The sequence below is a fragment of the Desulfitobacterium sp. genome, assembly GCF_035539115.1.
Classification (GTDB): Bacteria; Bacillota; Desulfitobacteriia; order Desulfitobacteriales; family Desulfitobacteriaceae; genus Desulfitobacterium_A.
On the sequence record NZ_DATLJA010000022.1, the window covers coordinates 29,198 to 56,125 of the forward strand.

Annotated in this window: 24 protein-coding genes; 3 read left to right on the plus strand and 21 right to left on the minus strand. The window is 46.7% G+C overall.

The window, feature by feature from the left end:
• Window positions 1–9 precede the first annotated feature (9 nt).
• Window positions 10–201, plus strand: a complete 192-nt coding sequence (locus tag VM640_RS03930) for a ferredoxin (RefSeq protein ID WP_325390113.1) — start codon at window positions 10–12, stop codon at window positions 199–201.
• Between the two features lie 96 nt (window positions 202–297).
• Here VM640_RS03930 and VM640_RS03935 read toward each other — a convergent pair whose 3' ends face one another.
• A complete protein-coding gene (locus VM640_RS03935; RefSeq protein ID WP_325390114.1) occupies window positions 298–1,254 on the minus strand; it encodes a DUF2935 domain-containing protein in 957 nt (318 codons plus the stop codon).
• A gap of 150 nt (window positions 1,255–1,404) precedes the next feature.
• Window positions 1,405–3,672: a YcdB/YcdC domain-containing protein gene (locus VM640_RS03940; protein ID WP_325390115.1), complete on the minus strand. Its 2,268-nt coding sequence runs from the start codon at window positions 3,670–3,672 to the stop codon at window positions 1,405–1,407.
• A gap of 213 nt (window positions 3,673–3,885) precedes the next feature.
• Between VM640_RS03940 and VM640_RS03945 the strand changes: the two genes are divergently transcribed.
• The gene (locus VM640_RS03945) at window positions 3,886–4,434 is read left to right on the plus strand and encodes a hypothetical protein (RefSeq protein WP_325390116.1); all 549 of its coding nucleotides are present in this window, start codon (window positions 3,886–3,888) and stop codon (window positions 4,432–4,434) included.
• A 186-nt stretch (window positions 4,435–4,620) separates the two neighbouring features.
• Complete coding sequence (locus VM640_RS03950) at window positions 4,621–6,090, plus strand: MFS transporter (protein ID WP_325390117.1); 1,470 nt, start codon at window positions 4,621–4,623, stop codon at window positions 6,088–6,090.
• A gap of 3 nt (window positions 6,091–6,093) precedes the next feature.
• Here VM640_RS03950 and cydC read toward each other — a convergent pair whose 3' ends face one another.
• The 19 genes from cydC to cbiE all read right to left on the minus strand — a co-directional run bounded on the left by cydC (window position 6,094) and on the right by cbiE (window position 26,731).
• Window positions 6,094–7,851 carry a thiol reductant ABC exporter subunit CydC gene (gene cydC, locus VM640_RS03955; RefSeq protein WP_325390118.1) on the minus strand — a complete coding sequence of 586 codons (1,758 nt, stop codon included), beginning with the start codon at window positions 7,849–7,851 and terminating at the stop codon, window positions 6,094–6,096.
• Entirely contained in the window at window positions 7,848–9,602 is a 1,755-nt protein-coding gene (gene cydD, locus VM640_RS03960) for a thiol reductant ABC exporter subunit CydD (RefSeq protein ID WP_325390119.1), read from the minus strand. The genes cydC and cydD overlap by 4 nt, the downstream gene beginning before the upstream one ends.
• A gap of 178 nt (window positions 9,603–9,780) precedes the next feature.
• Window positions 9,781–10,785 carry a cytochrome d ubiquinol oxidase subunit II gene (gene cydB / locus VM640_RS03965; RefSeq protein ID WP_325390120.1) on the minus strand — a complete coding sequence of 335 codons (1,005 nt, stop codon included), beginning with the start codon at window positions 10,783–10,785 and terminating at the stop codon, window positions 9,781–9,783.
• A complete protein-coding gene (locus VM640_RS03970) occupies window positions 10,776–12,161 on the minus strand; it encodes a cytochrome ubiquinol oxidase subunit I (RefSeq protein ID WP_325390121.1) in 1,386 nt (461 codons plus the stop codon). The genes cydB and VM640_RS03970 overlap by 10 nt, the downstream gene beginning before the upstream one ends.
• Before the next feature lie 204 nt (window positions 12,162–12,365).
• The gene (locus tag VM640_RS03975) at window positions 12,366–12,653 is read right to left on the minus strand and encodes a hypothetical protein (protein WP_325390122.1); all 288 of its coding nucleotides are present in this window, start codon (window positions 12,651–12,653) and stop codon (window positions 12,366–12,368) included.
• A 112-nt stretch (window positions 12,654–12,765) separates the two neighbouring features.
• Window positions 12,766–13,866 (minus strand): pyridoxal phosphate-dependent aminotransferase, encoded by a 1,101-nt coding sequence (locus tag VM640_RS03980; RefSeq protein WP_325390123.1) that lies wholly within the window; start codon window positions 13,864–13,866, stop codon window positions 12,766–12,768.
• Window positions 13,823–14,818 (minus strand): GHMP family kinase ATP-binding protein, encoded by a 996-nt coding sequence (locus tag VM640_RS03985; RefSeq protein WP_325390124.1) that lies wholly within the window; start codon window positions 14,816–14,818, stop codon window positions 13,823–13,825. Before VM640_RS03985 ends, VM640_RS03980 begins: the two co-directional genes overlap by 44 nt.
• Complete coding sequence (locus VM640_RS03990) at window positions 14,818–15,375, minus strand: cob(I)yrinic acid a,c-diamide adenosyltransferase (RefSeq protein WP_325390125.1); 558 nt, start codon at window positions 15,373–15,375, stop codon at window positions 14,818–14,820. Before VM640_RS03990 ends, VM640_RS03985 begins: the two co-directional genes overlap by 1 nt.
• Entirely contained in the window at window positions 15,372–16,817 is a 1,446-nt protein-coding gene (locus VM640_RS03995; RefSeq protein WP_325390126.1) for a cobyrinic acid a,c-diamide synthase CobB, read from the minus strand. Before VM640_RS03995 ends, VM640_RS03990 begins: the two co-directional genes overlap by 4 nt.
• 50 nt (window positions 16,818–16,867) lie before the next feature.
• Window positions 16,868–17,839: an adenosylcobinamide-phosphate synthase CbiB gene (gene cbiB, locus VM640_RS04000; protein WP_325390127.1), complete on the minus strand. Its 972-nt coding sequence runs from the start codon at window positions 17,837–17,839 to the stop codon at window positions 16,868–16,870.
• The gene (locus tag VM640_RS04005) at window positions 17,827–19,422 is read right to left on the minus strand and encodes a cobyric acid synthase (protein ID WP_325390128.1); all 1,596 of its coding nucleotides are present in this window, start codon (window positions 19,420–19,422) and stop codon (window positions 17,827–17,829) included. The genes cbiB and VM640_RS04005 overlap by 13 nt, the downstream gene beginning before the upstream one ends.
• Window positions 19,423–19,823: 401 nt before the next feature.
• Window positions 19,824–20,459 (minus strand): precorrin-8X methylmutase, encoded by a 636-nt coding sequence (locus VM640_RS04010; RefSeq protein ID WP_325390129.1) that lies wholly within the window; start codon window positions 20,457–20,459, stop codon window positions 19,824–19,826.
• Window positions 20,456–20,824 carry a sirohydrochlorin chelatase gene (locus VM640_RS04015; RefSeq protein WP_325390130.1) on the minus strand — a complete coding sequence of 123 codons (369 nt, stop codon included), beginning with the start codon at window positions 20,822–20,824 and terminating at the stop codon, window positions 20,456–20,458. Before VM640_RS04015 ends, VM640_RS04010 begins: the two co-directional genes overlap by 4 nt.
• A complete protein-coding gene (gene cobK / locus VM640_RS04020; protein WP_325390131.1) occupies window positions 20,821–21,585 on the minus strand; it encodes a precorrin-6A reductase in 765 nt (254 codons plus the stop codon). Before cobK ends, VM640_RS04015 begins: the two co-directional genes overlap by 4 nt.
• Window positions 21,582–22,271, minus strand: a complete 690-nt coding sequence (gene cobJ, locus VM640_RS04025) for a precorrin-3B C(17)-methyltransferase (RefSeq protein WP_325390132.1) — start codon at window positions 22,269–22,271, stop codon at window positions 21,582–21,584. The genes cobK and cobJ overlap by 4 nt, the downstream gene beginning before the upstream one ends.
• Window positions 22,272–22,297: 26 nt before the next feature.
• A complete protein-coding gene (locus VM640_RS04030; protein WP_325390133.1) occupies window positions 22,298–23,470 on the minus strand; it encodes a cobalt-precorrin 5A hydrolase in 1,173 nt (390 codons plus the stop codon).
• Complete coding sequence (gene cobM, locus VM640_RS04035; protein ID WP_325390134.1) at window positions 23,467–24,246, minus strand: precorrin-4 C(11)-methyltransferase; 780 nt, start codon at window positions 24,244–24,246, stop codon at window positions 23,467–23,469. Before cobM ends, VM640_RS04030 begins: the two co-directional genes overlap by 4 nt.
• Before the next feature lie 46 nt (window positions 24,247–24,292).
• Complete coding sequence (cobI, locus tag VM640_RS04040; RefSeq protein ID WP_325390135.1) at window positions 24,293–24,982, minus strand: precorrin-2 C(20)-methyltransferase; 690 nt, start codon at window positions 24,980–24,982, stop codon at window positions 24,293–24,295.
• Between the two features lie 495 nt (window positions 24,983–25,477).
• On the minus strand, window positions 25,478–26,731 hold the full coding sequence (cbiE, locus tag VM640_RS04045) for a precorrin-6y C5,15-methyltransferase (decarboxylating) subunit CbiE (RefSeq protein ID WP_325390136.1): 1,254 nt from the start codon (window positions 26,729–26,731) through the stop codon (window positions 25,478–25,480).
• Window positions 26,732–26,928 lie beyond the last annotated feature (197 nt).

Here is a 26,928-nt window from a genome sequence, read left to right on the forward strand (position 1 = left end):
GTTACCGCAATGACTGCAAAAGTGGATAAAAGTGCGTGTATCGGGTGTGGGCTCTGTTCTTCAACGTGCCCCAATGTTTTCCGTATGGAAGATGACGGATTGGCAAGTGTGTATACGGACCCTGTACCGGATGCTGACAAGGAATCCGTTCAAGAAGCCTGTGAAAGTTGCCCTGTGAGTGCCATTAGCATCGAAGATTAATATAGGCACGGCAAATGTGCAAAGAACTGTTCCTCTGAGGTGCAGTTCTTTGCTGTATACCCATAGGGCTATCTGAGAGCTAAGTACTTCTTAGGACTACCCTCTTCCTCCATGAAATTCCGGTAGTGGCATTTCTAAAATTCTAAGATAGTGATTGGTCTCACGTAGAACATGATCGGCCAGCAAAGCTGAAATTGTGGATTTAAGTTGGCAAGCGAGAATTAATTCTGCGTTCGTCGCTTTAAAATCTTTAAGGCTCAAGGTTGCCGCGTAAGTTTCTCGGGTAATTTGCTGGAGATTAGTTTTTGCCTGGGTCCCATCCTCAAATTCTTCTTGGATTTTTTTAAATGCTTTGGCATGCATATTTGCTTTTTCAATCAAAGGCTCTTCCTTCGGGTCTAAGAGTTGGCGAATCACTTCGGCATGCTCTTTCATGATCTGATTCCAAAACATTTCCATCTCAACCCTATGGAAAGTTGGATCAACCAGTTGCCCCCTCTGTAAGCGCAGGATGTGTTTCATATACATTTTTGTTTCATCCAATTGATGCTGAAAAATCGAGGGAAGATTGTGCGTGAAGAGGCAGCATGCTTTGGTGACGTCATCATAAACTCGTTGCAGGAAAGCGGCCATAGCTTGCGCACAAGTAAGTGCCTTTTCATTGAGCACACAAATTTTTTCTTCAATTCCAGTACCCGGGGGAATCATTCCCATTCCCGGCTGTAAATTTAACTCATTAACTGTGAGTTGCGTATTAATGGCAATACCACTGAGTTCTAACATCTTTTGTTCGGCCATTAATGTTTTATCGGTAAAGAGCTCCCCAGATTGTAACACCTCGGCACTAATCACCCCTGGAGCCAGACAAATGGCCTCATATAAAATCTCCTCAAATTTACATTTAAAATTCTCCGCCTCCTGAAGTAATGCAACATCTTTACACTCGAAACCATCCTCATCAAAAATGGCATGTTCTTTCATAATCCGTGCCCAGAAAAGATGGAGTTCCAAAGATTCCCGGACAAAGTCGCCCGTCATTGGCATGGTGCTCATAGCCCCTACTCCTTTCGTACATGCCTACACATGAAATATTCTTGACACATCGTATGCCGGGAAAAGAAATTTGTCACTATTTACGCATAAAAATGACCGTCTCTCCCAGAGCCGGTCATTTTTATGCCTTAATTCATATTTTCTCTCTTCTTACCATTTGACTCCTAAGGTCTCAACCAACGCATACGCTCCTTCAGCTCGAGTCATGACTCGTCCCGGTTCAAAATCTGCTCCGTCAATTTTCATCAATCCTAAACCCTTTACCAGAGCTACGTACCCCACGGCAGGATTATCAACTTTCACATCCTTATAAGGACTTTGAAACAAGCTTGGAATCTGAGCGATATTTTCCAAATTCAGAATTCGAATCTGCAGCTTAGCCATCAATTCTCGACTTACACCTGCTGTTGGGGACAAGTCTTCCTCCCACCAGCCTAGCTCTTTAGCCTTTTGAAGCACTTCCTCATCCTTCAAGTTAATATTCTGCCAGGCTCCATTTTTGGCAATAATCATCGCTTTGAGAAGCGAAGTCACGGTCAAAGTATCGTCAGGTTTAAATTGTTCTTTATTTTCACCAAAAATACCCGCTTGACCTAGTAAACTGATTTCTTTCTCGGCAGATTTTCCAGCGATATCCTTAAAGTAATAAGGATGTGGCAAGTCGACTAAGGCTTGCCCCTGCCAGTCCAAGAACTGCCCTGCTTTAGCATCCATTATATTTGAGCGGGCAAGGACATTATCTAGAGAAGGTTGATAGACAAGGCGAATCTCACCTAACCCACTAGGATTATAAATTTGCACATAGTTGAGTTCGAGAGGACGGGCTTGCAAAAATTTCTCCTCAGCGTTGCTCTGAATCATACCCTCTGAAGGGTCTGGAAAATCCAGAGTCCACCAGTTCAGATTGTAGTTTGTAATGGTTTTCGCGAACGTGTCAACCATCACTGTCATTCCGTTACTGGGAAATACAATTCCGTTCACCACACGTTGATAATTAAATTCTTGCATGGTGGAACCCTCGCCCAGACCCTTATAAGCCCCATTGAAACCCTCAACCAACTTTACATCTTGCAAATGCTGAGGTTGAATCTTGTTTAGAAATTCTTCGACGAGTTTCTGAGCAGTCGCTCGATCGATCGGAGTCATCTTCTCTGTGCCGGTAGTTACTTGTGGCGCAGTATTGAAGGCTAGCAGTTCTCCTGTCACTGCATCCAGCCGAGCTGAAACATATTGGACTCCCTCTTTGCCCTGTTGAGCAGAATTCCAATCCAACGTCCAGACTTGGTTCGGTCTATAGCTTCCATCCATCCCCAGGTTCGCATTCCTTAACGTGAGCGAATCAGGAATTGTTACCCATTTTTTAACGAATTCAACGGCTTGCTCCTGAGTGATCATCTGTGCCGTCTTTTCAACTTCCTTTGCTTCCTCCGGTGTCAGGGCAGGTTGTTGACCACTACTTTTAGCTTCTCCACCATACCCTCCATTGTCATAGGCAAGGCCATCGCCAGCTAGCCATTGTCCCTTTTCTAGCGTCACAGGTTCTCCCGTGAGAGCATCGATCATTGCATTATCGGACGGAGTACTTTGGTAAACGAGACGAGCTTGGCCCTTCGTGTTAGCGGCGAGAGGCCGAATCATCTGTGGAACATAGTATTGGAGTTGAAGCAGCTTATGCTCACTAAACGATTGGCGAGCCTTATCATCCCCGATCACACCTTGAGCAGAAAGCAAGTCTTCTGAGCTCCAATTGACATTATAACTTGTGACTCGACCATCCCCGCCATGCACTTGAACATTGATAGCATTGCTGGGAAAAGGGATTCCATTGACCATACGTTTCCACTGAAACGAGTAAGTGACTGGTCCATAATTGTTCAGTGGAATGACCCGGGAATCCTGTGGAACATACTCTAATTCTCCTAAACGAGAAGCTAACATCTTATTCACAAGCTGTTGCGCCGTTTCCTTCGCTTCTGTATAAGAAATTTTCGGCAAATTGAATCCCGATTCTGCTGGAAGAGTATTCTTCCAGTAATTCGTGCTTAAAATTTCACCGCTGTTCACGTCCACTTGGGCCGAAAAACTTCCGCCGTCCTGGTCTGGCTTCGACCAATTCAAAGACCAACTTTGCCGGTTATTATAACTGTTAAACCCTGAAGTAAATTGATCGAATTCCTTTGGAACCTCAAAATTTTGTTTGACTGAAGCAATCGCTTGTTCAAGACTAATGTCCGTTTTGGCTGTCGCAGCAATTATGCCCGTTCTCGCTTCAGCCCCCAAGGCTGGGATCGGAACAATCGTCTGAGCCAAGAACACGAAAGCCATGGGAAACACTAACTTACGAAACATCTTTAGCATGGGAAGCATCATCCCTTCTTCCATATTTTTCTTATACTTCTTCTCTATATTTAGACGCATTTCCTTCTCATTCTATGACGATCGAACTCAATTATTTATAAAATTTTAGCAAATATAGAAAAGTCTATAATTTTCGAAATACTTTTGCCCTCCAGGCAGGTTTTTCCTTGCCTTTGCCGAACTCTTTATCATCCTCTATAGCAAAGTATTTCTATGAAAATAAGTATCAAATTTTCGAAGTTTAGTTTAAGTTTAGATCAGGAGTGAGGAACAATGAAACAACATTTTTGGGTCGTTTCTGCCCTTCTAACCTCATTATTTTTATCAGGTTGTGCTCCCTCCACCTCCGTTTTGACTTCTGCCCATTCCCTCCAGGCGGCTCAGACTTCTAGCGTTGCTGCTGAACCCCTAACCCCGATCGATCGTAAAGAAATTGAAGATCTCACCTTGCTCTTTGCTCAAAAATATTACACCTATACCTTGGAGAACTACACTCAAGTCAATGCGTCGCTACTTCCCGTGATTACCCCAGAATATCAAGCTACATTTGAAAAGATTACAAAGAATGGATTTCTCGCAGCACAAGCAGCAAAGGCTGAATCTAAGGTCGAATCCGTTAGAATTATAGAAGTAGATAAACTTTCCCCTAATCAGGGAAAAGTTCACTTTGAATTCAAAGCCCAGGTCGCTGCCAATGGTCAAGAGACGGAAAATCGCTATAGCACCAAGCTCGACCTGCGCAAAATTGAAGGGCATTGGAAAATCAACGCTATTCTTTCCGAACAGCCTGTAGAATTTTTTAATCTTCAAACCCTACTTTAGCGGAATTCAACAAAGGGGCATCTCGCTTCGTTTTCCGAAGAAAGATGCCCCTTTTCTATATCTCTTTTTTAACTTTTCATCTGGAAATTATTCGAAAAAGTAGTATCATATCTCTATGTGTACAATGTCAAATAGAGGTTAGCTATCGAAACCCGTAGAGAGAGATCGAGAGAGGAGCCCCTCAAGATGGTTGCAAATATAAAAAGTAGATTAAGTGAACTTAAAGATTCGCCTAAATATCGTTATCTTATTTTGGCCAACGTGTCAGTGGGGACCTTTATGTCTACTTTAGATTCAAGCATCGTCAACGTCGCTTTGCCCACAATCTCCACCCAGCTTCATACTGATTTATCCACTTTGCAGTGGGTCGTTACCGCCTATTTATTGACGATCACCAGTTTACTCCCTATCTTCGGGCGGGTCGCCGATTTAATCGGCCGCAAAAAGATATTTTCCCTTGGGTTTATCCTTTTCACCCTTGGTTCACTTTTATGCGGTTTAGCCGATAACATCTGGATGCTCGTCGGTATGCGTATCTTCCAAGCGCTTGGAGCTTCAATGCTGATGTCCAACAGCGCGGCAATTATTACTGCCAATTTCCCACCCCAGGAACGGGGGAGGGCATTAGGCTTAACCGGAACTGTGGTTGCTCTGGGAAATCTATCTGGGCCAGCCATTGGCGGACTCATAATTAGTTTCACTGGTTGGCGTTCAATTTTTTGGATCAACTTACCCATTGGTATCCTAGGTTATCTTGCCGCTCAAATGGTCCTGCCCAAGGATAAACCCCAACGGGGAGAGGAAACCTTCGATATCCTGGGAGCCATCTTTTTTACCTTGGGAATGCTAAGTCTCTTATTTGCGATCAATAACGGTCAAGACAGGGGATGGACATCCCCTGTCATTCTTCTCGGGCTCTTCCTTGGAATTCTCCTTCTAAGTCTGTTTCTCCGCTGGGAAACCAAGGTATCCCACCCGATGATCGATCTTTCTCTCTTTCGGAACCGCCCCTTTCTAATCGGGAACCTTTCCGGCTTTCTCTCCTTCGCAGCCCTGTTTACGAATACGATGCTCATGCCCTTTTACTTGCAACACGTTCTTAATTACCAACCCCTGCACGTTGGATTAATGATGTCTGTTTTCCCGATTGTCATGATTTTTGTTGCCCCAATAAGCGGTCATGTCTCAGATCGCATCGGCCCTGTTGCTTTAACAACGAGTGGCTTACTCATTACCGCGCTCGGCCTATTTTACCTCACAAGCGTGAGTGCCACTTCAACTGCTTTGCAGATTTTTCCTGGCCCGCTCCTCATAGGGCTTGGGTCTAGCCTGTTCCAATCTCCGAATAACAGCAGTGTCATGAGTTCTGTTCCGAAACCGAAACTGGGCTTAGCAGGAGGAATCAATGCTTTGGTCCGGAATTTAGGAATGGTTGTGGGGATTGCCTTATCCGTCACGCTTTTTGAAAATCGGCAAGCCGCTGCTTTGCGCGGCATCGGAAATGCAACCTCCGCCCAACAAACGTCATCGTTTCTGATTGCTTATCATACGGTTCTCTTCGTTGGAGCAGCACTTGCCTTAATCGGTGCGATCATTTCCTTGAACCGTAAAGGATACGCTTTAGCAGAAACAAGTACTCCCCGCCCAAAGTCTTGAAAATTACAATACGTATTCCCACGATTTAAAAATATCCGCCCGTTCCCATAATCTTGTATAAAGCTTTCCCGCGTTTAGGAGTTCCTGATGTGTTCCCTGTTCCACGATTTCCCCCTCATTTATGACGACAATTTCATCCAAGTTTTGCACAATCGGTAGATGATGCGAGATGACTAAGACTGTCCGATTCTTCATTAAATTAAGCATTTCCTGCATAACGTCCCGTTCTGTCACTGGATCAAGCCCTGTCGTGGCTTCATCCAAAATCAGAATTGGGGCGTCTTTTAATATCACTCGAGCAATCGCCAAGCGTTGCCGTTGTCCGCCCGAGAGTTTAAGTCCTTCTTCCCCGATCATGCTTTCATACCCTTGCGGCAGGGACAGAATATAGTCATGGATTTTAGCCTTGCGGCAGGCTTCATATAATTCTTTATCCGTTGCCTGAGGTTTGGCCAGTAAGAGATTTTCCTTAACCGTAGCATTAAAAAGATGGGTTTTCTGCGTCACCACCCCCAAAAGCTGCCGTACCTCCTCCGAATTCAAGGACTTGAGTTCCTTGCCACCCAATTTTATACTTCCCTCATGGTAATCCCAATACCTCAGAAAGAGATTAACGAGACTGCTCTTGCCTGCGCCACTTGGGCCAACGATTCCTAGCTTTCCTTTCAGGGGTACTTCAAAGGAGAGATTCTTCAAAACATAGGGATCATTTTTTGTATAACGAAAACTGAGATGCGAAATTTCCAAGCAGGGAGAAGAATCCCAAGTATATGAGGAAGAAAGAGCGGGAAAAGTTTCCTCAACTTCTGGCTTTAATTCCTTCAACTCCCACAAACGATCCGCAGCTGCACGATTTTCCTCAAGGTTTTGTAAGGACATCGGTAACGCCTGAATCGCCTCAAAGCTGCTTAAGACTCCCAGCGCAAGCATCCCGAGATAGACCCCATCGAGTTTTCCTTGTCTGACAAGGGTTATCCCTAAGACAAGCACCAGCCACATTCCCAAATTAGAAACCATTCCCAGAGCTGCCCCTGATAGCCCTGATAAGCGAGCATAACTTCTTTGCGCTAAACTATAGCTTTTTTGGGTGGCTTGGAATTTTTCCAGGTACACCGCTTCTTGTCCAAAGGAAAGCAGTTCTGTCATCCCCTGGATGAGATCAAGCGTCTGGATTTGAAGTTGGACTTTTTCCTTAAGCTTACGCTCTCCCGCTCTTTGACCTAGAGCCTTAATAATAAAAGGAATTCCAACTCCCCCGATTAAAAAAAGCGCAGCAAGGATAAGGGGCATTCTCCGGTCGAAGGGTGCCAAAAATAAACCAAACCCTAACAAGACTAGGAAAGCAACTAAGGGGGGAGCGAGCACTCGCAAATAGAGATCTTTCTGGATTTCTACATCCCCAACAATTCGGCTGAGTAAATCCCCACTCTTGATAAACATTAGTCGTGCTGGTGCTAAGGGTTCAATCGCTTCATAAACACTGACTCTAATCCGGCTTAGGATGCGGAAGGTTACATCATGAGAAACATAACGTTCACAATAACGGAACACGGCTCGAGCAATCCCAAAAAAGCGCACGCCAACAATTACCTGCATTAAATCCATGACGGCAGGATGAAGAGCTGCTCTGGCCAAAAGATAGGCTGCTGTTGCCATCAAGCCAATATGACTGGAAATCGTCAGCGCGCTTAAAAGAAGCGCTAGCAAAATACGCCCTTTATAAGGAGCCATCTGCCGAAGTAAAAACGTAAGTCCTTTCATTCTGTCACACCTCGGTATTCCTGGACAAAACGGGAATAAAGTCCTTGTTGCTGTACCAATTCCTGATGTGATCCTGTTTCCACAATTTTTCCTTGATCAAGAACGAGAATTCGGTCGGCCTGACAGACTGTATTCATGCGATGTGCGATCATCAGCACTGTTCGTCCTGCCATCAACTCCGTCAAAGAGTTTTGAATGACAGACTCACTCTCAGCGTCTAACCCTTCTGTCGCTTCATCCAAAAGCAACAACGAGGCATTTTTCAAGAAAGCCCGAGCAATCGCAATCCGTTGAGCTTGACCTCCGCTTAAGCTGGCTCCTCCTTCTCCCACCAAGGTCTGATACCCTTGGGGAAAGCTGACAATAAAATCATGGGCTGCTGCCTTTTGCGCCGCCTCTTTCACCTCAGAATCCAGAGCCTCTGGACGAGCCAAACGGATATTCTCTTCGATCGTGCCTGAGAAGAGATACGGCTGTTGGGACAAATAAGCGATATGCGAGCGCCACTGGGCAGGAGGGAATTGCCCGAGCGGGATTCCCGAGATCAAGATTTCACCCTTTGTCGGTTCAATAAAGCGCATAAGTAGTGAAAAAGCCGAACTTTTGCCAGCACCACTCGGACCAACGAGCGCCACGCGTTCGCCCGAACGGACATCGAAGCTAAGGTCATCAAGGGCTGGAGCTTCCTTCGCTGCGTAGACGAGAGAAACCTGTTTAAACGACAAGGTCAAATCTTTGGGGATCCCCGTTATGGACATATTTGATTCCATCTCTTGATGAAGCACATCGCCTTCTAGATTCTCAACTTGATTCAGAACCTCATAGATCCGGTTAGCTGCATTTACTCCCGAAAGACTCGCATGGAACTGCAAGCCTAAATTCCGTAAGGGCTGATAGAATTCTGGAGCTATGACCAGCAGAAAAAGGGCCTCCTCAAAGGAAATCTTGCCATAGACCAGCCTTAACCCTAAAGCAACTGCTACAAGAGCTGTACTGATTGTCGCCATGAATTCCAAAACCAAGGCTGATAAAAAAGCAATCCGTAAGACACTTAGGGTTGTCCGCCGAAAAGAATCGCTCACCCTCCCAATAACGCGGGCTTGATCTTGGCTGCGACCAAAGACCTTCAGAGTGGCTAATCCCTGGAGCATATCCAGAAAATGAGCACTCATCCAACTTAGGGCTCGCCATTGCTGCAAGGACTTCTTTTCGGCGAGTTTACCAATCAGCATCATAAAAACTGGAATCAGCGGGCCGGTTAAGAGGAGGATCATCCCGGATTCATAATCTAAGGGGAAAACATAAAAGAGAATAAAAAGCGGAATTAAACCCGCTAAAGCAAGTTGGGGTAAATAACGCGCAAAATAATCCTCTAAAGCTTCGATCCCTTCGATTGCCGTGTTCACCAATTCCCCCGCCCGTTCCCCCCGAGCATAAAGGGGACCTAATTGGATTAACGTTTTTAGGAAACGTTCCCTCAAGTTTTCCTTAATCCTGATCGCCGCTTCATGGGCTGTAACTTCGCTAAACCACTGTACGATGCCTCGGACCACCAAAATTCCTAATATCCACATGAGTGAGTTCCAAACTTGAGGTAACATCGCCCCCTGGAGAAAAACCTCGGCCACAATATGGGAAAAAGCACGAGCCTGGACAACAGCCAACCCTGCTATGGCAACCCCAAGTCCGATAGTTATCATGAGAAAATTCGAAACGCGACGTGATTCATGCAGGAGCCGTTTATCGATCATATCTTCATCCCCTAATTCTAAGAAAAGAGTTTCCTTTATCCGATTGGCTAACTGTGTCCTTTGCTCGGTAATATTTATTCTCCATGAAGCACCCATTATCCTCGCAGAAATGCGAAAAAAGGGCAAGTTGTGACTTGCCCTAACTCGCTTGAATTTTTTCTTACCTCTTCTGTCCTGCTTAATAGTGTAAATCTTTCGAGGTAATCCTCTTCCGGAATATCCAGTAGGTCCAGGCTTGATAGGCCAGGACAATCGGAACCATCGTTAACGCGACAATCGTCAGGATTTTCAGGGTATACGGATTTGATGATGCGTTATAAATGGTTAAACTCCATTCCGGGTTCAGGCTCGAAACCATAACCCGGGGGAAAAGTCCCCAGAAAATGGAAACCGTTAGGAAGACAATCGTTAACGCACTCGAAATGAATGCCCAGCCGCTTTTTCCGCTCCGTGCCATAATATTAGCCAAGACTAGGGCTAGAGCACACGCCAGTAGGACAATTGTAGCGCCGTTATTCGCCAAAAGATCCGTCTCGAAAAAGGTCATTACCGCAAAAACGACGACGGCAAGGACCGTCACTACCCCAATTTTCTTGGCCGCCTTCTGTACTTTTTGGAGTATTTCCCCTTCGGTCTTAAGGCTTAAGTAGAGTGCTCCATGAAGCGTGAACAAAAGGAAAGTCGATACTCCCCCTAAGATAGCATAAGGAGAGACAAGATCAAAGAAGTTTCCGGCAAATTGCATCTTCGCGTCAATCGGGACTCCGCGTAACAAATCAGCGCCAGCAACACCCCAAAGGATCGCCGACAAAGCACTGCCGATAAAGATCATCCAGTCCCAAAAATTTCGCCATTGAGGACTTCGGTCCGAGCTTCTAAATTCAAAAGCCACTCCGCGAACAATCAGTGCGACAAGGATCAGGAAAAGTGGCAGGTAGAATCCACTAAACAAAGTAGCATACCAGTTTGGAAAAGCGGCAAATAATGCGCCACCAGCAGTGATCATCCAAACTTCATTGCCATCCCAGACCGGTCCAATCGTGTTGATTAAAATGCGGCGTTCGGTGTCGTTTTTACCTAGGAACGGAAGTAAGATGCCCACGCCAAAGTCAAACCCTTCCAGGAAAAAGAACCCGGCAAAAAGCACCATAATTAAAATAAACCACAAAATGTTTAAGTCCATAAGGATGCCCCCTTCGCCACATTGTCAGCCGACTCAGTCGCCACTCCATCCGGGCCTTGTTTCACAAATTTCACGAGAAGATATACATCCGCTACGGCTAAGACCCCATAGATCAGCGTAAAGGCAATCAATGTCGTTAGAACCTGACCGGCTGGAACGACTGTGGAAACACCTGATGCCGTCTTTTGCAAGCCATAGACAATCCAAGGCTGCCTTCCCGACTCCGCCATGAACCACCCCGTCGTACTTGCAATATAAGGCAGGGGGATTGACCAGAGAAGTACTTTTAAGAACCATGTCTTCTGTTCAAAACGTTGAGTCTTCCAAAAGTAGAGTCCGAGCAAAACGAGTAAAACCATTAAGCTTCCTATCCCCACCATGATCCGGAAGCTCCAAAAAAGCGGTGTTACTGAGGGTACATAATCACCGGGGCCGTATTTTTGGACATCAGCTGCCTGAAGTTCTTTAATTCCTTTCACTTCTGCTGTGAAATTGTTATAAGAAAGAAAACTTAATACACCCGGGATTTTAAGCTCGAAGTTGTTCTTCTGACCTTGTTCATCAATTGAAGCGACAACATTAAAACCAGCCGGCTGCTCCGTATCCCAGTGCGCTTCGACCGCAGCCATTTTCATCGGTTGGGCCTGAACGAGATGAATCCCTTGTAAATGTCCAATTCCAGCTACACCAAAAACGCTAATTGCGCCGAAAATAATCGCTATTTTAAAAGATCGACGGAAAACTTCCGGAGAATTTTTCTTAAGTAGATGATAAGCACTAATACCGAGGACGAAAAAAGCTGCTGTGGTGAAACCACTCAACACGGTATGCGGGAACTGATAGAAGACGTGTGGATTCGTGATCAAGGCAAGGAAACTCTCCATTTCGGCACGGCCATTGCGCAAAACATAACCGACTGGTTCTTGCATAAAGGAGTTGGCAATTAAAATCCACAAGGCTGACATATTACTAGCAATAGCAACCAGCCAAATGCATAAGGCATGGATTTTCTTAGGGAGTTTCTCCCAACCAAAAACCCAGAGGCCGAGAAAGGTTGATTCCAAAAAGAAAGCTAATAGCGCCTCAATCGCCAGAGGTGCACCGAAGATATCTCCCATGAACCGAGAATACTCAGACCAGTTCATGCCAAACTGGAATTCCTGGACCAGACCTGTTACAACACCGACAGCGAAATTGATGAGAAAAAGTTTACCCCAGAATTTTGTCATCTTCTTGTAGGTTTCGTCTCCTGATCGAACATACATGGTTTCCATAATAGCTACCAGAACGGATAATCCGAGCGTAAGTGGTACAAAGAGGAAATGATACGATGTCGTCACAGCAAATTGCAATCTGGCTAAGATCAACTGACTCATTCAATGTCCTCCTATCTTTAGATTACTAAAGTTTTATCTATGTATTCGTTGAGATCTACCCTTGTGCATGGGGTATCAAGGAGGGGAAAATAAATCCAGCATCTGATCGCCTCTTTTCTTCATAAAATAATTTTAAATTAATATTTAGTATTACACTTACATTTTATTTATTTTAATTCTAATTGTCAATCTTTATATAAGCCTTTATTTAAAAATTCTATAATTTTCCGAGACTTGTGCATATTCGAACTCAAACATAAATACTAAAAAAGGAAAATGCATTGACCTCATAAGTTGATCAACACCTTTTCCCATCCTTTGTGCATCCCCCGTAACTGCCCCGACCGTGTCTGCATCTTCGCCAAGATTAACGGCTTTAAGCAAGGTCTCCTTAAAATTAGCGGACTGCAGGACTGCAGGTAATCCCAACGCATCCCCCACGATCACCCCGAGAATTCCACCTTTGATGCGGTCGTTATTCTCATAATTCATGGTATCCACTCCTCTAAACAGATATCACCTGTTCCTAGAATTTATCCATTTATTCGCCCTCTTTAGAAATATTCTGGTAGGCCGTTCTCTCAATCTCCTCCCTTCTGATACCTTAAAGGCTAAACACAGTCTGTAGACCTTCGATCAATTGCTGCATACTCAACTTATCCTTGATGGCCACCCGAATATACTGACCCTCCAGCCCTTGGAAGTTATCACAATTACGGACCAGAATCCCCAGTGCCCCTAGTTTCTCCACAACTTCGGCCGCAGTCCGATCCTGCACTTCGATCAAGGCAAAGTTGACAAATGTTGAATGTAAAGTTAAATGTGCCAATGAAGCATTCTGAAACTGATTATAGAAAAAGTCCCTGCTCTCGTTCAACTTCTGACGAACTTCATCGGGAAAGGCAGAATCCCTTAATACCTCTCTTCCCGCTTCTTCGGCCAATACATTGACAGACCAGGGATCTCTAAACTTTCGTACGTAATCTAGGGTTTCAGGGTGAGCAAAAAGTGCCCCCAACCGAATCCCCGGTAAGGAAAAAAACTTGGTCATCGAATATAGGACAACCAGTTGATGATGCTCCTGAAGAAAGGTTTTAGCTGTCCAACGATGATTCTCACTCAAAAACTCATAGAAAGACTCATCAAAGAAAACCCAACAGTTTAACGTTTCCGCGATTTGAAGGATCAGCTTAAATTGTTCTGGCCCCATTAAACTACCCGTCGGATTATGAGGTGAATTAAGATAGACTAGATCACAGCCGGTCAGAGCATTTTGCCATAATGATATAAATTCTTCGCGTTCTTCAGATGTTTCCACACCGGGTAAGCTATTCCATCCTTGAACGCCTAAAGTTAAATAGCGTATTTCTGCATTTACAGCCTGGGCTGCGCGCTGATATTCACCGAAGCTGGGTACAGGAATCAATACTCTTTTTGGCTGCAAAGCTAGCGTCAGACTAAAAAGAAGTTCTCCTGCCCCATTTCCGACCAAAATTTGCTCGGGTGAGAGTTCGAATTGCTGGGCTAATTTTGAAGTAAGACGCTTGTATTCTGGATCGGGATAATGCGTGATTTCGGGTAAAGCTCTTTTTAGACACTGCCAAACACCTGCTGGCGGTCCAAAAGGATTGATATTAGCCGATAGATCGATAAATTTTTCTCTACCGTATCTCTCCTGAGCTGCGCGTAAGTTGCCCCCATGCATTCGTATCCCCCCCTTTTTGTTCCAGCTTTGTGTCTTCCCACTCGCCCTCGGTTGAGAAGCTTTGAATCCCACCATTGCGCGTTTCCATCCATTCGATATTGACCGGATTAAAGTGGAAACGAATGTTTTCTAAAATCTCCTTTTTCTGGAGCACCGATAGGTTTGGAGGGAAGACCCCTGCCAGTAAAGTCCCACTGTGAGCGGTAATCATCCCTAAGCCGCCAATCTGTTGCACCAAATGAAGGAGTTCTGCGGCATAAGGCTTGGGATTGATCTCTTGATTACACTGGGCACTGATTGTCCCGGCATAAGCCAGTTTCTCTAAATCGGAATGAGCTATGCCCTCATCGAAAATGGTTAAAGCCTTCTGAATCCTTCCTTCATTTTTTCGATAATGAACATTCAGCTCAGAGCGGGCATTAAAAGATTGAGTATCAAGTGTTCCTCCCCAATCGAGAACCAACAGTTGCGCTGGCACATTGGCTCCGATTTTCCGAATGTATTTTCCATCCTGATGCGCGAATTCTGTAAGGCCGGGAAACATCACCGGATCAGAGGGTTCGATCGCTAAGGCGATACGAGCCAGATCTACAGGTTCCCAAGATATTCCCAAGGAACTGAGTGCTGCTGCCATTACTGCTGAAAGATCGGCCGTTGAGCTTGCCATGCCTTTACCTACTGGAAGCTCAGAACAGAAATTCACCCTGCCCTCACACTTGAAGTCAAATCGTTCAGCCAGAAGGGCTAAAGCTTTTTCGGTTTTCCTTTTATGAGCAGGTAACTGCCATGAGCCCCTCTTTCCCGCTTTCTGGGGAAGCCTAACACAGCGTGTTTCGACTTCGACATAGCGATCAACCGGGCAATCAATCAGAAAAGGGGTCCCCTCTTTTGCTCCTTGAATCCACTCTCCACAGGTACCTGGGCAACGGGCTCGACCATAATAAGAACTCATTAATATTCAATCCCCCTGCGACTCCGAATACCTTCTTGAAAGGGATGTTTCACCGCTTTCAGTTCCCACCACTCATCGACCTCCCCTAACCATTCCTGCGGAAAATTTCGCCCCGTTAAGATCCAGTCGATTGCAGGAGCAGATTGAAGGATGCTTCGGAGTTCATCTGATGGTAAGAACCCACGGTTTAGCGCATGACTGACTTCATCTAGAATAATCATTTCGTAGTGAGAACTTTGGACCTGCTCCTTTAAAAAGGTTAAACCTTCCCGTACTAGTGGAAGTGCGAACTCAGGATCACGATTCTTCCGGAAACATTCTCCGCACCCAGTACAATGTCTAAGACCCGTACGAATCATCCCTGCCCATTTGCACCCGACACCAAATTGTACAAGGGGTATCCCCAGGCGGTTTAAGCCATAGAGTTCTCCCATATAAGTGCTTCCTTTGAGAAATTGGAGGATCAGAATTTTCGCTCCACGGGAAGAAGCGATTAAAGCCTGACCGATTGCCGAAGTTGTTTTTCCTTTGCCCTCTCCCGTATACACCCGAATCATCGTCGAACTCCTCTGTCCTGAATCCAGTTCTTCCAGTGATCCAAGAGTTCAGGATGGCCTGCAAAGTTGATATGAAGATAAGATCCAAAAATATTTTGTCGGGCATATCCTTCCATCTGCTTAAGCTGTCCTGCTTTAAACAACTGCCAGGCAGAGTGATCTTCAGCTTCAGATTTCCCCTTGAATTGAACCCGTGAATAGTGAAATTCATGTCCATGTACCGTTGTCCCCGCCTGGCCCAAAAAGTTATCTCGAGTCATAACCCCAGACCGATAACCCATTCCTTGCAACCGGGACATCATCTCAGCCTCTTCAGGAATTAACGAAGCCATCGGAAAACGTCTACCTTCGAAATCGGTAATCGCTTGACTTAGATACATATAGCCGCCACATTCAGCATAAATTCCTTTACCTTCACGCGCAAGCTCAGCCAAGGATTGGATAAAGGTCTGATTTTGGCTCAACTGCTCAAGATGCAGTTCAGGAAAACCTCCGCCGAGGAAAATTCCTGCTAAATCCTCAGGCAGGACTGAATCGTGTAAGGGGCTGAAGGGAACGAGCACAAATCCTAACTCTTCCGCCTTTTCCAAAGCGTCTTGATAATAGAACGTAAAGGCTTCGTCCGAGGCAATCCCCAAGCGAGGACGAAAATCTTGGACTTCTACCCCTGTTTTTCCGAGGAAAGGATTTTTATTTTCCACTGCTTTTCTAGTTTGAAGCTTATTTACAGAATTGTTGATGGATTCATCAGAAAAATCTTCTGCCTGCAACATCACCTGTTCCAGTTGTTCAAGATCAAGGTAGGCTGTTATCACACGGTTAAGATCTTCCCAAAAGGTTTCTTGAAATTTCCGTTCCTGGGAGGGGACTAACCCTAAATGCCGCTCTGGAAGATGTAAGGACTCTTCCTTAGGGACGGCTCCCAAAACAGGAACATTAATCTCAGCCATCGCTTCTCTCAATAATTCCTCTTGAGCATTGGATTTAACCCGGTTCAAGATGACCCCACGAATCTTCACCTGCGGGTCAAAGGTACAAAACCCCTGAACCAAGGCGGCCACACTACGAGACATATTGATGGCATCGATCACCAGGATCACCGGCGCCTGCAGTTGTTTCGCCACATCGGCAGTACTTCCGAAGCCCTGCGTTCCGGACATGCCATCAAAAAGCCCCATCACTCCCTCGATGACAGCCCATTGATTTGCCGCCGTCCGAGCGAAAACAGAAGTGAGGTGTTCTCCAAGCAGCCAACGATCTAGGTTGCGCGAGGGTCTACCCGTGGCTAAGGCATGGAACGTGGGATCGATATAATCGGGCCCGATTTTATAACCTTGCACAGGATGTTTCCGGCTAGTTAAGACGGACATAATTCCTGTCGCCAAAGTTGTCTTGCCCACTCCACTATGGGTTCCGGCAATCACGACACGTGGAATATTCATGATTCACCCCTCCTCTCCGCCAAACTCTAAAGGCATAATGTGTGTTTAACTTATATCACTGAATTAAGAGCTACGAGAACTCCCCAGAATATCCCACAAGCAAGCCAAGTAGCCCATCGGACTAGGCTTTCACAAACCAAAATATCTCTCCAGGTTAATTCATGCAAGGGATCCCCCATCTCTGCTCGGTGGTGAGATTTCCCGTGATAGATATTGATTCCCCCTAAACGGACTCCCAGTAATCCTGCGACAATGCTTTCCGGGTTTCCACCGTTCGGGCTCGGGTGAGCCTTGGCATCCCGTTTCCAGATCTGATAAGCGTGGCGGACGGGCAATCTTTTCAACCCTCCCGTTAAAAGCAGAATTCCTACCGCAAGTCTGGCGGGAATATAGTTGGCCAAGTCATCCGTGCGTGCCGCAAACCAACCAAAATCGTGATAACGTTCATTCCGATACCCAATCATTGAATCGAGTGTGCTCACAGCCTTAAAGGCCATCGCCAGGGGTGCTCCGCCAATAGTCATGTAAAAAAGGGGAGACAGAATTCCATCCACAAAATTCTCCGCTAAAGTCTCCACCGTTCCTCGGACTATCTCCGCCTCGGAAAGGTTACGAGTATCTCGGCTGACAAACCACCCCAGTTTCTGGCGTGCTTCGGGAAGATTGCCTTGCCGCAATGGCGCCAGGACCGTTTTACCGGCATCTAACAGGGACTTGCTGGCGAGAGTGGAAGCAAAAAGCACGACTTCTAACCCAATTCCTAGCAGAGGATGAATTCGAGTTGCCCCCCCCATAATTCCCGCTGTCAAGAGCCAACTAATACTTACAAGAAAAATTGTAAGCAACGCTCCGCTGAGATGCCGAAATTGACGTGTTCCTTGATTCAAATGTTTCTCCGCCCAGGAAATGACTTTTCCCATCTCAACAACAGGATGCGGCCATCCTCGAGGATCCCCTATGATCTGGTCCAAGACAAAACCGAAGAGGTAGGTCAAAGGTGCGGGAGTGATCACGCCAAACACTCACTTTCAAGTCCCATGATTTGACGAATCTTTTCCATGTCAACACTCTTGCGAACAAGCTCGGCGAGCTCATTAAACGCCTGTTCCCGAATTGCAGCCTGCGAGGGAGAGCTCGTAACCGAACGTTTCTCTCGTCTTCTTTCCCAGAGCCACTCAAGCAAGGCTGTTCGTAAAGAATCATTATCAAAAAGCCCATGCAAATACGTTCCGATAGCACTTCCAGCCTGGACACCATCTCCATAGGTTGTATCCTGACCCTGAATCTCGAAAAGTGTATCCCCCTCAACAAAGGAACGGCCCATATGAATTTCGTAGCCCTGGATCGCCTCGCCCAGACATTTTTGGAGAAAAAGGGGCCCTGCGAGCACGGTTCCTCGGCTCTGAACGGTATGCTTTGCCAATGCGAACTCTGTCTCGAGGGGTAAAATTCCCAAGCCCTCAATTTCCTCAAGCTCTGACTCCGTATGCAGAGGATCCCGAACGACCCGCCCTAGCATTTGATAGCCGCCGCAAATCCCAATCAGAGGAACTTCGTCTTTCCAGGAGCCTTGGAGTTTTTCCGCCAACCCATTCTCCCAGAGAAAACGGAGATCAGCCAACGTATTTTTACTCCCCGGAACAATGACTAAATCCGGATTTCCCCATTCTTCAACGCTTTTCACATAACGTAAAGCCACATCTGGCTCATCTTCTAAAGGATCAAAATCCGTGAAGTTTGAAAGATAAGGCAGGCGAATGACCGCAATATCTAACCGGGGTTCATTAGCTCCACTTTTGTCGACCTTTTCTCCCTGAGTCCCCAGTTCCTCCAGCACAACTGAATCTTCCTCAGGAATTCGAAAGTGATTAAAATAAGGGACCACTCCAACTACCGGAATCCCAGTCTTTTGTTCTAAAAAGTCAAGTGCAGGCTGAAGAAGTGCGAGTTCCCCACGGAACTTGTTAAGAATAATCCCGCGAACCATCAGTCGTTCTTCCGGCTCTAACAATTCCAAGGTACCAACAACTGCAGCAAGAGCTCCGCCCCGATCAATATCCGCAACTAAAAGCACCGGAACTTGTCCCTCAAGCGCAACCCTCATATTAACAATATCATTCTGTTTAAGATTGACTTCCGCTGGGCTTCCCGCGCCTTCAATAATAACGACTTCATTTTCCTGCAGAAGAGCATGAAGGGCCTCTTGTACCACTGGCCAGGTCTTTCTCTGATATTCCCCGTGGTAGCTCAGAGCAGACATCATCCCCTGCGATTTCCCCATGATCACGACTTGAGAACCCGTATGACCAGTCGGTTTGAGGAGAATGGGGTTCATCCGCACATCAGGTTCTACCCCAGCTGCTTGAGCTTGGACAACCTGGGCCCGGCCCATTTCTCCGCCTGAGATTGTGATGAAAGAGTTGAGGGCCATATTCTGGGCTTTAAAGGGACTAACCTGATACCCTTCCTGATAGAAAATCCGGCAGAAGGCCGCCGCTAAAACGCTTTTGCCCACATTTGAAGACGTCCCTTGAACCATCAGACGAGCTGCACGACCTGGCTTTAGCGGTTGCTGGTAATCAGCTTCTATGGCTTCATTATTCATGATTAATCACCTCCAAGATGTCAGTTATTCCTATAAGCCGCTATGGTTATAGCGTTGAAGAGCCAGTAATGTAGCTTTCGGGTCTTTGCCCAGTCCACTCTTCGAAGCGAGTTACGATTACAGTAAGCGAGGACTCTACGCGAGCAGATACCAAGCTTGGGCAAAACTGCGCTTCCTTTAGCGGGACGAGTCACACGATGTGGCTCGCCGACTGTGAGCCAAGGCGACGGCACAGGACGTGCCTAGTGCAGAGTGCGCCATGGACGGCATAGCAGCTCTGCGCGGCGAATTGGGAGGGGATCCCGCAGCTTGCATCAAGCAGTTATACCCTTAGCTTGGTCTGCGAGCGTACGTCCAAGCGTCTGTAACGTAACTCCGCTTGCAAAACCTACTGCACAACCCTACAGCGTCCGCCCGACAGCCAAGTAAATCAACGCATTCACAACCGTTGCCGCAAGCGGGCTCCCACCACGGGTTCCCAAAACCGTTATCGAGGGAAACTCCTGTTTTTGCCAAAGCAGATCCTTCGATTCCTTCGCTCCGACAAAGCCCACAGGAATCCCGATAATCAAGGCCGGACGGTATTCCGGATCTTGGGCAAGCTCCAATACCTCGATCAAGGCAGTCGGTGCATTACCTACGGCAACAATCGCTCCCCGCAAACGTTCTTTATTCAGCCGGAGAGCAGTCATCGTCCGGGTAAGCCCCCATTCAGCCGCTTTTTGGGGAATACGTGGATCCCCTAAAAAACATTCCGCGCTCCCGCCTAATTCTGCTAGGGCCTTTTTGGCAATGCCTGCCCGTACCATTTCCACATCGGTAATCACTGAAGCCCCTTGATTCAAAGCGTGAAGTCCTACTTCGATAGCGCGTTCATGAATAGCGATCGCAGGCTCCAGCCCTAAATCTCCGCTCGTGTGAATCAACCGCTCTACGACTTTTAGCTCTTGTGCGTTCCACACCCGTTGCAGATTTTGATGGATGAAGGACATGCTATCGCGTTCGATTTGGGCCGGATCCGTTAAGAAATTATTCATACCCCTAAAGCCTCCTTGATCCGCAAACTCGCTAAGAAGGCAATTGAATCATCCGCACCCAGTTCAGATGTAAAGACAATCTCCACTTCCGGGTATTTTTCCTGAATTTCACGAACTTCCTCATGGATATCCACTGTCACATGCATTCCTCGAAAAAGGAATAAAGGCATGATGATAATTTTCTGGGCACCCGCCGTAACTTTCGCCTCAACGGTTTCTGGCAGACTCGGTTCCCAGTGAGCCATAAACGCTGGTGTAACCTCACGGTCTAAGATTTCGCTCACTTTCTGGCCAACTTCCAGTAAACTTTCATTGGCTTCCTTCCGCCGGCTTCCATGCCCGAGAAGTATAATTTCTGTATTCATTTAAACTCCTCCACCCTTTGCAAAAATTCCTCTATTGTTTCCACAGGTTCTAATTTCTCACTTTGGGGGCGCTCTAAAACTATGATCGGGATCTCTAATTTAAGACAGGCCTTAATCTTTTCTTCCGTTCCTCCGACCTGACCGCTCTCCTTGGTGATAACGACATCAATTTTAAGTTGCTCCCAAAGCGCTTCATTAAAGCGTTGGCTAAAAGGTCCCTGGGCAGCAATGATCTGGTACGGTTTAAATCCGAGAGCTTCACACTGACGTAACACTTCAGCCTTCGGCAAGACTCGTACGAAAATTTCTCGCTTCTTAAACCCCTGTACTTCCAACCAATCTTTTAAATTCTTGCTCCCCGTACTCAAGAAAATTCGCTGCCCCAAGTGGCAGGCCAACTTACCCGCTTCCTCTAATCCGGCCGCCCAATGGATGAGTGGAGAATCTTCACTTGAAATCTTAGGCCTTTCCCAACGAAAATAGGGAATTTCAGCCTCCTTACTCACCCTACGGGCAAGTTCGTGGATTTTTTCGGCATAAGGATGGGTCGCATCAATCAAGCCCGTAATTGAATTTTGCTCAAATAGATTAAAAAGTCCTGCTTCATCCAATGCCCCGTGACGAGTATGCAGACCTTGAGCTTCGGCAATCTGCGCTCCGTACTCCGTTAAAGTCGAAACCCAAACCTGATGTCCATGGGACTCGAGTTCGCTCGCTAAGCATCGCCCATCCTCTGTTCCGGCGAGAACCAAGAGGTTCATAGAACATATCCTCGCGGTGTAACCATATAGGGGCCGATGACTCGCGTCTGCGAACTTCCGACAATCACTGTAGTCAACATATCAATCGGTAGACTCGTGAACTTATCCAACGTTGAGATTGTAACTTGCGGTGACTCTCCCCGTAGTGCTTCGCGAACGATCCCCACTGGAGTCTCAGGTGAACGAATCTCCAATAGGAGCTTGCGGATCTCTTCAATCTGCCCTTGACGTCCCTTGCTTTTCGGGTTATAGATCGCCAGCACAAAATCTCCTTCAGCTGCCAAACGAGCCCGTTTAAGAATCACTTTCCAAGGAGTAAGAAGATCGCTTAAGCTAATCACGGCAAAATCATGCATTAGCGGTGCTCCCAACTGGGAAGCCGCGGCATTAGCCGCTGTCACACCCGGTATAATCTCCAAGGGCAGATCTAAGCACTCCGCTTCTTGCAAACATTCAATCAAAATCCCAGCCATTCCGTAAATCCCAGCGTCGCCGCTGCTGACCAGAGCGACCGAATGTCCATCCTGGGCTAACTTCACAACTTCCCGGCAACGATCAATTTCCTGACGCATACCTGTAGCTACCACTGTCTTATCCCCAATCAAGGGACGCACAAGGTTTATGTACGTGATATAGCCAGCGACGATATCGACTTCCTCCCAAACTTTTTGAGCACGTACCGACATATGTTCAGGACTTCCCGGTCCAATCCCTACGACAAAAATCTTTCCATACTGATTGCGACCGTGACACCTTTCCGTTTCTGTTTGGGAAGAATCAGCTTCCCTTGCCTCGTCCCCAATAGACTGGCTGCTTCGCATACCCCATCCACTCCAATCTTATCTTTTACATACTCTGACCGGGACAATTCCTGCTGCTCTACGATAGACTGTATTTCAGTTGCTGCAAAGGTTCGAAACGGTACACCCAACTCACGTGCCGCTTCAATCATCCCGACTTCCTGCTGCTTTATATCAATACTGAACATCCCGAAGATACTCTTCTCGGAAGCGCCAATTTCCGTCAGAGCCTCCTGGATTGCTTCTAAAATAAGTTCTTTGCTAATTCCCCGCCGACTTCCTATCCCAATACTCAGGATTCTCGGGACTAATGTAATCCACGGCAAATTCATCTTTTCCTTGTTTACCGTTTTAGCTGCACTCGTGGAAGATATCAGGAAAGGAGTCACCCAAACCGGAGCATCTTCTTTTTCATCCTCGCTGACAAAGATGTAATGTTCATCCTTCCGTAACGGATGCTCCGGGGACAAGCTGACCTCCGACCAAACCTTAAGACGCCCTGTATCTAGAAGACAACGGTTTACATTTTTTAAGCCTTCGACTGGCTCAACCATCCACCCTAGCCTGCGAGCATATTCATCGGGGGCAATCAGGCCTTGAACATCAGTCGCTGTCGTAATCACCGGTTGGGCATTAATCCGATAGGCGATCTCACTGGCCCAAGCATTGGCCCCTCCAAGATGACCAGAGAGCAAGGAGATCACGAATTGTCCTTTTTCATCGAGGACGAGGACTGCTGGATCACGATCCTTACTTTGAAGGAAAGGGGAAATCTGCCGGACCACAATTCCTGTCGCCATTACAAAGATAAGTAAAGAGGACGTCGTCCATAAATCCGGTAGAATCCCCGCCAACCGTTCAAAAGTATGATACTCTTCCTCACCGCTTTCGGAAACATGGCATTTCCGATGAACCCAAAGCTCTGATCGCTCTGTCTGAGAAACAAGCGAAGGTTCTGATTCCTCTATCTGAAAACTACATTGCCCTTCGCGCAAACTTCTGAGGATCCTTTCGCCCGTTGCCAAACCCTGATCTGTGAGCACGATGACAGCACTTTGACCCCTTAATCTTGCTTCAGGCTTCATACCTTCTGCCCCATTCGGTATTCATGCGTAAATTCAGGGTCATAGAGTTTAGATCGTAATCCTTCATGAGGATTGAGAAAATCCCCTACTAAAATCTGAGCCTGTTTCCTGATTCCAGCCTGCTTAACCTTCTCTTCGATCGTCGCCAGAGTTCCGAAAACTTTCTGTTCATCCTCCCAGCTTGCTCTGTAAACCACTGCTACAGGCGTTTCTGGCGCATAACCCGTCAGCAATTCCTGAACTACACGGCCCATATCTTGCACACTCAGGAAAATCGCCATGCTTGCTTGATGCTTAGCGAGTTCAGACAAGCTTTCCCTTTCGGGTACGGGGGTACGCCCAGCCAAACGCGTCAAAATTACGGTCTGACTAACTTCAGGAAGGGTAAACTCCTTTTTCACCGAGGCTGCTGCTGCGAAAACTGAGCTCACCCCGGGAATAACGGAGTAAGTAATTCCGCGTTCCTCGAGAGGTTCCATCTGTTCCTGGATCGCTCCGTAAACACTGGGATCCCCCGTGTGCAGCCTAACTACGGTTTCCCCTTGTTCTACCCCTTCAACCATTAAGCGGAGGGTATCTTCCAAGGTTAAACCTGCACTATCATACAATGGAATTCCGTCCCGACAATAGTTCAGAATCTCCGGATTGACAAGGGAACCCGCATAGATCACCCGATCAGCCGTTTCAAGGATTCTCTTGCCCTTGAGCGTTAGCAGTTCCGGATCGCCGGGGCCTGCTCCAATGAAAATGACTTGGCCTTTATTATTTTCAACCATAACTCTCTCCTCCAATACAGATTCAGTTCATCTCTTCAGCTCACACTTATCTATTGATCAGCACTAAGCTCAAATAATCCACTTTCCCCATTTCTTCCTGCTCCGTCAGTTCGCGGATCTCTTCCCCTACTTGCCCGACTCGAGTTGCCAAAACCGCTCTTCCTCCACTTTCACGAAGGTTCCGAAGAACCTCAGGTAAGTTGCGTGAGACCTTCATCACGACCAGATTCGGGATTTCCGGATATTTATCCACCCCTTCAATCCCCGGCAAGACAAGAAGCGGTTCATCGCCGGTAGCTAGGGGCTGATTCACCTTAGCCGCTGCAGCAGCCATAGCCATGATTCCCGGAACGGTTTCAATTTGTCCCGGGGTAAGCTCTTTTTTCAATAGGTTTAAAAGATAGGTATATGTACTATAGAGAGAGGGATCTCCCAAGGTTAAAAAAGCTACGGATTTTCCAGTATGCAGAACATCTAGAATCTGTGTGGCTGCATTTTGCCAAGCCGCCTGGAGAACCTCTTCATCAGACGTCATTGGCATTTCCAATTCCATCAACCGAATATTCAGAGGGCAGTGAACTTTTGCAATCTCCCAAGCCACACTTTCTCGATCCATTCGGGATTTCGGCACGGCAACACTATCAACATGTTTAAGCACCTCAACCGCTTTTAAAGTGATGAGTTGAGGATCCCCCGGTCCAACTCCAATTCCATAAAACTTTCCTTTTATTGTCATGCGTTTTCTCTCCTTCTGCTGTGGGATTTTGCAAGCGGAGTTACGTTACAGACGCTCGAACTGACGCTCGCAGACCAAGCTAAGGCATAACTGCTAAATTAAAGCTGCGGGATACCCTCCAAATTCGCCATCCTTGGCTCACTGTCGGCGAGTCACGTCGTGTGACTCGTCCCGCTTAAGTAAGCGCAGTTTTGACCAAGCTTGGTTTCTGCTCGACATATAGTCCTCGCTTACTGTAATCGTAACTCGCTTCGAAGCATTACTTGGGTAAGGATCCGGAATTGTAGCTTTTCGCGTACGAGTGAACGATTTCTTCGGAGGGGCGTTGAGACGAACGAAGCTTCCGTAGGACAGCGTCGCCGAGGGCTTGGCCATGGAGGGCCTGATGTCGCGGGCGCATGGACGCGCAGGAGCGACGCACTTGCAGTAAGCAGAAGGGTTGGCAGAGCTGCCTCGGAAGCGAGTGAACGGATGCGCGAAAAGCTACGTTTTACTCTACTTTTTCCTTGCGCTAATAATGAACACAGGGTTCATGGCTTGAGCCATATGGAAATCCTTAATCCCCTTCCAGCGAACAGCCTGGATTGAGATAACATCGATTTCCTCGTAAGCTTGCTCCTTTAGAAGTTCTAGCCCCCGCCCCACCGTCTCCAGAGTAACCGCAGTTAAAACAAGTCTTCCGCCTGACCGAAGAGGGGCCTTTTCTAAGATTTCTTTGAGTCGACCGTTACTTCCCCCAATCAGGCACACATCGACTTGTGGGATTCTTTCAAAGGTCTGAGGAGCTGTACCCCTGATGAGTTGCAGGTTAGTAATCCCGAATTTTGCTTGGTTTAATAAAATCAGTTCCTGGGCCTCGCTGTCTTCTTCCACTGCAAAAATCAGTCCTCGGCGGGCTAACCGGGCTGCCTCAATACTCAAGCTGCCTGTCCCTGCCCCCACATCCAAGATTTTATCGGTTTCTCTAATCTTCGCTTTAGCGAGAACCTGAACCCGAATTTCCGCTTTCGTGAGGGGAACCTTCCCCCGAATAAACTCCTCATCAGGGATTCCCAAGCTCCAATTTTCTGAAACCTGAACTTCCTCCCGAATATCCGCGGATTTATTCTCTGTTAGATTTTCCTCGTTTTTTACTGAGGATGGATAGAGTATTACGACCGCATGGTTATATGCTTTCTTCTCTTGTGCTAGCGTTTGCACGTCGGTGGTATACCACTCTTCTTCTGGATAGCTTAATAGATTTCCCACAGATATTTTCAAGCTTAGCCCATGCTCCTTATAATAAGCAGCAATCTCTTGGGGGGTATTTTCCCCTCCCGTCAGAATCGCTAAAGGTTTCTGAAACGTTAACGGCAATCGGCTCAGCGGCCGACCATGGACGCTGAAAAATTCGGCTTCTTGCCAGGGCATCCCAGCTCGTGCAAAAGCGAACTGCATTGAACTGATTCCTGGATAGACTATAATTTGCGTCTCCGGAAACTCCCGCTTCAGCATCGGAAGAAAACTATAAAATCCAGGATCCCCGGACACCAAGACGCCTACCTGCTTTTTCTCAGCTAAAGCTAAACGTATTTTGTGGACACTATCGCTTAATTTACCGGATAAAGTATCGCTTGGTCCATTGAAATCTGGAAAAAGTTCGAGCGCGCGTTTTCCTCCAAATAACACTTCGCATGACGCGACAATTTCATCAATAGCAGGTGGTAACCACGCCCTGTTTCCTGGGCCAATTCCTATAACTTTTATCATCCCTCAACCTCCACAGTTCAAAACATCTGCCCGAATTAGATTTCATATATCCTTATTTAAGTATCCTAATTCAAGTTATTTCCATATTCAAATATTCTAAAGTAATGGAAAATAAAGAAAACCCGGCTTTCGCCGAGCTTGCGAAAGCGAAAACCGCTGGTTGCACTTATGCTATCTGCCCCAAACTTATACTTTCT